Below are 10,000 nucleotides of genomic sequence, written 5' to 3' on the forward strand. Positions count from 1 at the left end.
GTTATCGGAAGATTCAGAATCTTGGGATTCCTGCCCGGCACTTTCTTCTTCGACTGAACCGGTGGTTTCGGAATCGTTTTGACTGTAGTTATTATTTTGGTTGTGGTGTTTGTTTTTATTGTCTCGTCTTGCTGTTGCCATATTAGGAGCTACTTGAATTTTTAAAAAGGGAAGGATTCGCCTTTTTGAGATTTTATTTTTGAGAATACAGAGGAGAAGAGATCGGTTAGATCGGCTCTAACCATGAGATAACGATTGTAAGCGGAAGCTGTCAACGAAATTATTCAGCGAGGTTTTCTTTTTTTTGCACTTTGTTTCAAAGAGGCCGTTTTTGAGATGGATTTCTTCCGGATGAATGAATTGTCTTTGGCCGTGTTCTTTCCTGATTTTTTGGAAGCGTGCTTGGAGGAAACGGAACTTTTGGGGGCTTTCGTATGGGTTTCGGGTTTTTCTTCTGAATGAGACGGCGGGGTCGCTTTTTTACGGGGAATCGAATTCTCTCTGGAAAGAGAATAACGGCTTTGAAGTTCTAAAAATTTAATTCTATTCTGAAGGGTTGTTCGAGGTATGCCCAATTGAAGCGCTGTATGCGATATATTGTCTTGATTGGCTTTTAAGGAATGGAAGATAAACGCACTTTCGACTTCTTTTAGCATCGTTTCCAATGGAAGTTTTTGAAAGAAAGCGTCGCTCACGGAAGGAAATTCCAAACCGCTTTCGTTCTGGCGGCCTAAAACGGCGCGAGGAGTAATGAAATGATAGAGATATCCTACAATCTTGGAACCTTGTTTGAGAACGATGATTCTCACATTACACTCAAGTTCGGTTATATAGGTTTGCAGGGAAAAGGGCGTATTTCCGTCCAAACGAAGTTCATTGGATTTCAGATAATCGGCTAAAAGATTTTTACTCATTTCCTTGAGTAATCGCTCTGCTTGAACGATCGAGTCCCGAAAGTATTTTTTAGGTAGAATATTCTGTTCGAATGTTTCATTGTAAAAGATGGAATTCCCTTCCAAATTGGTAGCTAAAAGTCCGTCCGGAAGATTTTGTAGGATAAGTTCCATGAACCAAAAGCGGGAATTCTGCTCTTGCTCTTGTTTTTTTGATTCGGTTACGGGTTCCGGGCTCGGACGATTTCCGGAAACAAGTTTTCCAAGTTCGGCCATGACCTGGACTTTGTCCCATTCTTCTTTTTTTTCACCTGTTAGGGTTAAAACCGGGATCGATTTTTGTCTTTGAAAGTATTGAAAGAAAGATTCGGGAATTTCAGTTTCTAAAAAACTTTCCGGAAGCCGTGTGTATTCCCGCTCGGACGAACTCAAGTCCGCCATTTCCATCTGTATCAATTTGCGGGATAAAAGCCCGATAAGATCTCCAGACTCGTCTACGACCGGAAGATGTGTCGCCGGTGTGATGAGAAAGTATCTGTAGAGGGTTTCTATTTTCATGAAAAATGGTCGTTTCCAAGTGCCGATTTGGCGTCAGAATACTCTTATTTTCCGGTCTGCAAGAAAATTCCTCTCTTTTTTAAGATCCGAAAGCGACTTTCAGGATGTTTATAGTTATCGATCAACAAGTCGCTTCGCCCATTAAGATTCCGGATTGGAATTTGTGGTTGGAGTTCCCACAAATTTTAAAATGGGCGATTCTGAATTCTTGCGGGAGTTCCCACATTTTTTTGATGAAAAACTTTTTTTAGGGAAACCTTACTTTGGTTTGGCCCCGTTTCATAGCATGTTTGAGATAGACTACATAATAGATGTCCGAAATTCTGCGTTTAACGCGGAATTTATGCTCAAATTAACGATACTCTATTTTATAGAAATCAGTCGTATTTTTTAACCTAATCTAACGTGAGCAGGGTCGTAAGAAAATAAGAACCCGCCTCAAATTCGAAAACGGATTTTGAGCTTACGATCAAAGTTTCGCTTTGAGCCTCAAAGAAAAGAAATCCGTGCGATCGCCTCTTCCACGTCTTCTTTTTTGCCGAAGGCACTGAGGCGAAAATATCCTTCTCCCGCGGGACCAAAACCGGAGCCAGGTGTTCCGACTACTTGCGCCTTATCTAAAAGTCTGTCAAAGAAGTCCCAAGAAGAAAGATTGTCTGAAGTTTTCAACCAAATGTAAGGAGCGTTGACTCCTCCGAAAACTTCGTATCCGGCTTTTTTCAAACCGTCGCGAATCTTTGCGGCGTTCGACATATAATACGCGATCGAAGCTTGGATTTCTTTTCTTCCTTGAGGAGAATAACAAGCTTCGGCGCCTTTTTGAGTTACATAAGAGACTCCGTTGAACTTTGTGGTATGTCTTCTGCTCCAAAGAGAATTGATGCTGACTTCCTCTCCGGAACGGGTTCTTCCTTTGAGTTCCTTCGGAATAACTATATAAGCACAACGTAATCCTGTAAAACCCGCGGTCTTGGAAAAAGAACGAAACTCAATCGCCACTTCTTTTGCGCCTTCCACTTCGTAGATCGAACGGGGAACGCCGGGCTCGCTGATAAAAGCTTCGTATGCGGAGTCGTAAAGTATGATGGAATTGTTTTTCTTCGCGTATTCCACCCATGCCTTTAAGCTTTCTTTCGTGGTCACGGTTCCTGTCGGGTTGTTCGGATAACAAAGATAGATGATGTCCGCTTTTTCTTTGGGAATCTCGGGTTGAAATCCGTTTTCCTTCGTCGCGGGCATATAGATCAGATTGGAATATCTTCCGTCGGCTCCGATTTCTCCGGTTCTTCCGGCCATCACGTTCGTATCGACGTAAACCGGATAAACGGGATCGGCGACGGCGATCTTTGCGTCGGTGGAAAAGATTTCTTGAATATTACCGCAATCGCATTTGGATCCGTCGGAAACGAAGATCTCGCTTTCTTCGATTTTGATTCCGAGAGAATCGTAGTCGTGATCCGCGATTGACTTTAGCAAAAACGAATATCCTTGTTCCGGTCCGTAACCGTGAAAACCTCCCGTTGTTCCCATCTCTTTGGAAGCTGCGACCATCGCGTCTACGACGGAAGGAACGATCGGAAGGGTCACGTCTCCGATTCCCAATCGAATGATCTTTGCGGACGGATTTTTTTCGGAGTAGGTTTTTACGCGTTTGGAAATTTCGGGAAACAAATATCCCGCTTTTAATTTTAAATAATTCTCATTGATATTCGCCATTTTCCTTATCCTTATCGATTAATTTTCTTCCGGCAAAACCTTCTTCATAACTGTGTTCGTAAAGAAGATCCTCTTCCCCGAGATGCCAGCAATAATATCCGTGTCCGTTATCGAAATCGATAAGCCAAAGTCCTTTGACTTCGATTCCGTATTTTTGAATTTTGGAAGACCATTCGAGTATCAGCTTTCGAACTTCTTCCTCTTTGTTTTCCATTTCGTTCTCGGGAAGTATTTTTTCCCTCAGTTGAACGGTCAGTTCCGATACATGAGAATAGTATTCTTCCGTAATCTCCCTAACTATGGGTAGAATGGACCGAGCTTCTTCGTATGTCCAGAGTTTCCGTTCCAAGAATATTCAGAAGTCCTGTCCCAGACAAAGACAAAGTAACGTCATACGACTTACGACTCCGTATCTTGCTTGTCTGAAATATGCCGCATTCGGCAAATCGTCCACGTCCGTGGAAAGTTCGTTCACTCTCGGAAGAGGGTGAAGAATCGTCGTTTTTTTCTTGGAAGCGAGAATCAACTCTTTGTTGATTTTAAAAAGATCCTTGAGCCTTTCGTATTCCTTGTGATCGGGAAATCTTTCTTCCTGAATTCGAGTTACGTAGGCGACATCGCAATCCCAGACGGCTTTGATGTCGGTCGTTTCTTCCAGGGTGAGAGGATAGCCTTCCAGACCTTTTTTATAAGAATCCGGTAGTGAGAGTTCTGAGGGAGAAATCAGATAAAGATGAACTTTGTAATGCCTGAGCAGATTGATAAGCGAATGAATCGTTCTTCCGTATTTCAAATCTCCGATGAAAGCAACTGTCAAACCGTCTAACGTTCCTTTTTCGGAAATGATCGTATAAAGATCCAGAATCGCCTGAGTGGGGTGTTGCCCCGCTCCGTCTCCCGCGTTGATCACCGGAATTTTGACCGCTCCGGCCGCGATTCTGGAAGAACCTTCGAGAGGATGGCGAATCACCGCGATATCCGCGTATGCTTCGATCATCTTCATGGTATCATACAACGTTTCTCCTTTGGAAATCGAGGAAAACTGAAAACCGACTGTGGAAATCACTCTGCCCCCGAGGCGTTCCATCGCCGCTTCGAAAGAAAGTCTGGTTCTTGTCGAAGCCTCGAAAAAGAGAGAGGCTAAAAGTTTACCGGTTAAGATTCCGAACGCTTTGTGCTGTTCGACGAGGCGTTCCATATCCCTGATTTTCTTGATGAGAAAGTCGAGATCCGATTTCGAAAACTGTTCCGTATCTAAGACATTCTTGTGATTATAGGACATTAAGCGACAGAATGTAGAAAAACGCCCTTTTGACAATCAAATTGATTTACGAGTTTTCGGATTTTTCGGGGAGAATTAAAAGCCCCGAAAGTTGTCGAAGGGTTTGTTTCCATAAGGGAAGATCCATCGTGTCCTTTGAATTTTCGAATTGAATAGGAAGTCGATTCCAAGAACAACCTGGAAAATGATGATGGACACGATGATAGTTGAAGTTGAGAAACAAAAAGGAAAATAATTTCGGCAGAGATAGATTATAGGCGGAATACACATTATCCAGTTCCTTTCCGTAATGATACGAATGGTCTAAGAAGGAAACAATCCATCCCCGTAAAAATACGACGGCTCCTAAAAACCAAATCATAGTTTCCGAAAAATACAACGCGGTTCCGTATAAAAGAAGAATAAAAAAAGTATCGATTCTTAATTCTCGAACGATTTCCGGTTTTTGAATCTGTTTAAAAAAGGCTTTGTAGATTGGAAATTTGGAAATATGTTTTCGAGCCACATTTGTCGTGAGTGGTAGAGGAAGGCTTAAAAGAAAACCTCCGCTTACTTCCAGAAAGTAAGTTCCTAAAAAAAGCCGGATGTAGTAAAAAAGATTTTGAACAAAGATCGGACCTCCGTCGTCTTTTTTCAAATATTCGATTCTTTCTCCTTCCGCACGATTGTACTTGTGATGCATAAGATGTGCCGTTTTTACGATCTGATACGAAGTTCCGAAAAGAATACAAAGGATTCTTCCCGTCAAATGACTTTCGTTTCTGGAATTCGAAAAATTTCCGTGAACGCATTCGTGAATCAGAGCCCAGAGAGTATAGGAAAGAATAGCGGAGAGTGGAAGTACACTCATCGAAATCAAAATCAATTCTGAGCTTCCGAGCGGATTCGAAATAAAAGATAGATGGAAATTCCCGATCGATTTCGAAATCGGATTCCAAAAATACAATCCGAAAAAGAATACGCTCAGCAAAATTGCGATCGTTCGATTTGTTTTTTCGGGAAGGTTTCTACGCGGGGCTTGACTCATTTTACAAAACGATCAACGATTTTTTCCTTTGTGAAAAAAACTACGTTTTCGTGCAATTGAAAATGAACCGACAGGAATTTAGAAAAAAGGACTTTATTTGACGTAAACCTTTAAGAATGAAGCGGCTTGTTTCGGCAAGACAAAGCGGCAAAAGATGATTTTGCACGTTCTGAAGACCGGCTTCCCGTCCATTGTAAGCTCTTTTTATCGAGCAAATTTTGTAGGAACTACGACAAGCTCTGTTTTCAAATTTTAGTTTACAAAGATATCGCCCGTTTTATAAATCGAAAACAACGAAGAAAGTATATTCTTACTTTAGAATATACTTTATTAAAAAGAATTTAAAAATCAGTATCCACCACCTCCGCCAGAACCGCCTCCGGATCCTCCTCCACCGCAAATTCCAAGAACTCCCAAATAGAGGGAATCGCATGCGTTCGCTGCGGAATTCGATGAGGTGCAGGACAAATAAGCGATCAGAGCGGATTGGCATTTTTTCTTATCGTCCTCTTTCTTAGCTTTGTCTTTGTCCAAACCATAGTTCGAGCAGGACGAGAAAGTCAGAAAGAATGTTAGAAACGAAATTCCTAAAAGAGTAAAAAGTTTCACTTGTCATTCTCCTTTTCAAAATCGAAAAGATTTTTCTCAAGTCGTAAAAGGATACCATCCAGCCGAAGAAAAGAAATAGAAAAAACAGTAAAATGGGAAATCTACGAATCGTTTTGCGGAATTACTGACCCTATAAAATAGAGTACAGTTAATTTGAGCGTAAATCCCGTGTTTAGACGCAGAATTTTGGACATTCTATTCTGTAGAGATCAGTAAAGCGAGACTTAGACAGAAGTTGCGATAAATCTATGTCTGTCTTGCGATCGTTTGCGCGAACGGGCGCCTATTTTCGCTTTTAACTTTTGAAGTTTCATAGATTTTTGCGTACGTCGTATAATCGTCTATATGAAGGGAAATTCTACGAATGTCGCCTAACTACAAAATAAACGCGTTTTGACGATATGCAAAACGAATCTTTTTGTTTTTATTTTTTTGAAAGAAGGTTCGCAGAACTTTCGAGGTTTTTGGAACCTGGTGAAAAACACGGGATCGAATTGTTGATTCAAACCTATGAAAAAATTTTTACTCTCTTCTTTTTTATTCTCTGCTACGGCTTTCTTCTTTTTCCAAACTTGTTTTCCGATCGATCCGGAAAGAATCCGTTCCTCCCATTTTCAAGACGGAAAATATCATAATATCGAAGAAGACGAAAGATTGAATAAGAGTTTCTTTTCGGTCCTTCGCTGGAAAATTTTAGGTCCGGCCGATCCGCTTACGGTGGAAGGAAACGTGGAAAAAATTCCGGAAGTGATTTCAAGAAAGAAAGAGGATTTTCTCGCACCGCCAGGTAAGGTGAGAATCATCTGGCTCGGGCACGCGACCGTATGGGTCGCAACCAATTTTCACGGAAAGAGAACGCACATTCTCACTGATCCGATTTTTACGGGAATTTCTCCTTTTGTTAAACGACTTACGGAATTGCCAATTCAACCGGAGAATCTTCCGGGAGTGGACATTGTATCGATCAGTCACGCGCACAGAGATCATCTCGATATCGATTCCGTCAAAAAAATTCAGAAATTATTTCCGGAGGTTACGATTCATCTTCCTTCCGGAATGAGAGAATTTGCAAAAGACGAAGGTTTTGAAAATACGGTTATCCAAGAATGGTGGACGGTTTCCGAATATGCCGGAACCAAAATACATTTTCTTCCCGCAAAACATTGGAGTAGAATGGGGCTGACTGATATGAATCAATATCACTGGGGGAGCTACGCATTCGAATTTGAGAATATTAGAATATACTTTGGCGGAGACACTGGATTTTCAAAACACTTCTCTGAAATCGGGGAACGATTTCCCAAGGGCTTTACCGCCACGCTACTTCCGATCGGAGCTTTTAAACCGAGATGGTTTATGGAACCTGCTCATATCGGACCGAAAGAAGCCTTGGAGGCGAGCGCTATCCTTGGTTCTTCCCTCTTTCTTCCGATTCATTGGGGGACTTTTAGTCTCGGAGACGATCGTCCGTCCGAAGCGGCTCTTTACCTGAAGAAATTACATTCCGAAAAAAAAGATTCGATGATTCCGCTCAAGGTTTGGACCGTAGGTGAAATCGTCGATTTGTAGAATTTTATACTCTAAGTTTAAGCGAAGTTCATATGATAGGGTCTGGTCGATTGTAACTGAATTTCCAAGATTTAAGACAATCGTCTTAATTTTTATTTTTAGAATTATTTTTGCTATTGTAACTTCCCGCTTTCTTGACTCCGTCAGGTCGGAAAATCATATATTGGACTATCGCATATCTAAGAAACATTTTGATTTGCGGGTGTCTCAGAAAATACAGCGGGTTTTTTCTATTAATCTTTCCGCGATTCTTAGAATCGTTTTCGTGTGATTAAATAACGCGAGCAGGGTCGTAAGAAAGTTTTGGCGAATAAGAAATTAAAGTATTACTCTCTAACATAATCAACCCCACAACGCGCCCCATAGGAAGCGTTGTGTTGAGTTTCTTCAACGCGCCCCATAGGAAGCGTTGTGTTGAGTTTCTTCAACGCGCCCCATAGGAAGCGTTGTGTTGAGTTTCTTCAACGCGCCCCATAGGAAGCGTTGTGTTGAGTTTCTTCAACGCGCCCCATAGGAAGCGTTGTGTTGAGTTTCTTCAACGCGCCCCATAGGAAGCGTTGTGTTGAGTTTCTTCAACGCGCCCCATAGGAAGCGTTGTGTTGAGTTTCTTCAACGCGCCCCATAGGAAGCGTTGTGTTGAGTTTCTTCAACGCGCCCCATAGGAAGCGTTGTGTTGAGTTTCTTCAACGCGCCCCATAGGAAGCGTTGTGTTGAGTTTCTTCAACGCGCCCCATAGGAAGCGTTGTGTTGAGTTTCTTCAACGCGCCCCATAGGAAGCGTTGTGTTGAGTTTCTTCAACGCGCCCTATAGGAAGCGTTGTGTTGAGTTTCTTCAACGCGCCCCATAGGAAGCGTTGTGTTGAGTTTCTTCAACGCGCCCCATAGGAAGCGTTGTGTTGAGTTTCTTCAACGCGCCCTATCTCGCGACCCTTCGGGAGCGAGATTTGAGTTTAGGAAGCGTTGTGCCTGAGTTTTCCCTGGGGGAGAATAAACTTTATTTCGCTCTCTATGGTCGCGAAATAGGTGAAAAGACTCGGGAGATTTTTCTCTATCAGAAAATGATACTTCTTGCAAGTAAAAAGTATCATTCTTGTCGGAACACTTGAAAAATATCAGTTTTTGATCTTATTATCCCAAAAGCCTTCTTAATTTGTGGGTGCCTATGGATCGCAACATAATAATCGCTTTCTCATTTTCTCCACGAACTCGCGTTAAATATATCCAGATCATTTTTTGTCGCGTAGCATGCGACTTTATCTTTAAGCGTTTGTAACATCCTGCCAAAGTCCTTGCTCTTTGATAAGTTCCACGAGTTTTTCGTCTGCAACTTTGCTCGGAACGTTTTTCATGACGATTTCTTTTCCACGATAGAGATGTACTTTGCCCGGCCCTGCGCCCACGTAACCGAAATCTGCGTCCGCCATTTCGCCGGGACCGTTTACGATGCAACCCATCACGGCGATTTTCACGCCTTTGAGATGTCCGGTTCTGGACTTGATCCTTGCGGTTGTTTCTTGAAGGTTAAAGAGAGTTCTTCCGCAGGAAGGACAGGATATGTATTCCGTTTTTGTTAAACGAAGTCTGGTGCCCTGCAAGAGATCATAAGAAAGCTGGAAGATTTCCTCAATATCTTTTATCTTGGGGGTTTTGATTCGGATTAGATCTCCGATACCGTCGATCAGAAGGCCTCCGATGCCGATTGCGGAATCGTACAAGGCTTCTTCCGGATTTGGGAAAGAACCGTGAAGTAGAATCGGGAACTCGTAGTGACTCAGAATGCTTCCGAGCTTCCTGTAATCGTAAAGAATTTCTTTCGATTCGATCGAAAATAGAACGTTTTTGATTCCAATTTCGGATAACGTTTCCGGAAGACCCTTGAGGGATTCTATCCTTGCTCCGCTCGTATGGATTTCCGTATAAAGTCCTGCGTTTTCTCTTTCTTTCAAAAAGGATAACATTTTTTCTCCGTCTTGAAACTGAAGAAACGGATCAAACACGACTTTCGGGAATCGTCTTAATTCATTCTGAAGTTTTTCGTTTAAGGAGACATTCTTTTCGAGAAGGATTCCGACGGGAATCGAAAGCGCGGCCGCGGCTTCGGAAATTTCTTTCAACTGATGAGGGGAAGGGGAATCTACTATGATACTTTCCGGTTCGATCGAAAGAGATTTTCCGTACTGATAAAGTCCGGCGATGTTCGCTAGGAATGAGTTGGAATTCTCGAAGGGCAAAACGGTTTCTACTCGAACGGGATGGCTTTCCCCAGCTTCGAACGTTCCGATTTTAATTGCACTGCTGTAAAATCTTTCGTAAGTAAACGGATTTCTAAATTCGGAATAATCTGTTG

The 10,000-nt window shown here is 42.3% G+C and carries 9 protein-coding genes (2 of these 9 cut by a window edge); 1 reads left to right on the plus strand and 8 read right to left on the minus strand.

The genetic code is table 11. The annotated features are described in order from the left end of the window. From rho to FHG67_RS04285, 7 genes are all read right to left on the minus strand, one after another. A protein-coding gene (gene rho, locus FHG67_RS04250) for a transcription termination factor Rho (protein ID WP_004495959.1) crosses the window boundary here: on the minus strand, positions 1–141 show its 5' portion. Its footprint begins 1,311 nt before the window's first position; 141 of the gene's 1,452 nt are visible here — the first part of the coding sequence; its start codon is at positions 139–141; its stop codon lies beyond the left edge, outside the window. A 143-nt stretch (positions 142–284) separates the two neighbouring features. Then, a complete protein-coding gene (locus tag FHG67_RS04255) occupies positions 285–1,451 on the minus strand; it encodes a helix-turn-helix domain-containing protein (protein WP_004501494.1) in 1,167 nt (388 codons plus the stop codon). A gap of 489 nt (positions 1,452–1,940) precedes the next feature. After that, entirely contained in the window at positions 1,941–3,167 is a 1,227-nt protein-coding gene (locus FHG67_RS04260; protein ID WP_004496019.1) for an LL-diaminopimelate aminotransferase, read from the minus strand. Beyond that, positions 3,151–3,516, minus strand: coding sequence for a DUF2203 domain-containing protein (locus FHG67_RS04265; RefSeq protein WP_004495906.1), 366 nt, complete (start codon positions 3,514–3,516; stop codon positions 3,151–3,153). Before FHG67_RS04265 ends, FHG67_RS04260 begins: the two co-directional genes overlap by 17 nt. A 6-nt stretch (positions 3,517–3,522) precedes the next feature. Then, entirely contained in the window at positions 3,523–4,449 is a 927-nt protein-coding gene (pyrB, locus tag FHG67_RS04270; protein WP_004495845.1) for an aspartate carbamoyltransferase, read from the minus strand. A 46-nt stretch (positions 4,450–4,495) separates the two neighbouring features. Then, positions 4,496–5,476 (minus strand): fatty acid desaturase family protein, encoded by a 981-nt coding sequence (locus tag FHG67_RS04275; RefSeq protein WP_036086265.1) that lies wholly within the window; start codon positions 5,474–5,476, stop codon positions 4,496–4,498. A gap of 348 nt (positions 5,477–5,824) precedes the next feature. After that, positions 5,825–6,085 carry a hypothetical protein gene (locus tag FHG67_RS04285; protein ID WP_004496064.1) on the minus strand — a complete coding sequence of 87 codons (261 nt, stop codon included), beginning with the start codon at positions 6,083–6,085 and terminating at the stop codon, positions 5,825–5,827. A gap of 510 nt (positions 6,086–6,595) precedes the next feature. On the opposite strand from FHG67_RS04285, the gene FHG67_RS04290 reads away from it, so the two are divergent. Further along, complete coding sequence (locus FHG67_RS04290; RefSeq protein ID WP_004495935.1) at positions 6,596–7,654, plus strand: MBL fold metallo-hydrolase; 1,059 nt, start codon at positions 6,596–6,598, stop codon at positions 7,652–7,654. 1,258 nt (positions 7,655–8,912) lie between these two features. Here the strand turns inward: FHG67_RS04290 and ispG are convergent. Beyond that, positions 8,913–10,000: the 3' portion of a (E)-4-hydroxy-3-methylbut-2-enyl-diphosphate synthase gene (ispG, locus tag FHG67_RS04300; RefSeq protein ID WP_142499659.1), read on the minus strand. Its footprint extends 904 nt past the window's final position; only the last 1,088 of its 1,992 coding nucleotides appear in the window; its start codon lies beyond the right edge, outside the window; its stop codon occupies positions 8,913–8,915.

It is taken from the genome of Leptospira weilii (genome assembly GCF_006874765.1).
GTDB classification, from domain to species: domain Bacteria; phylum Spirochaetota; class Leptospiria; order Leptospirales; family Leptospiraceae; genus Leptospira; species Leptospira weilii.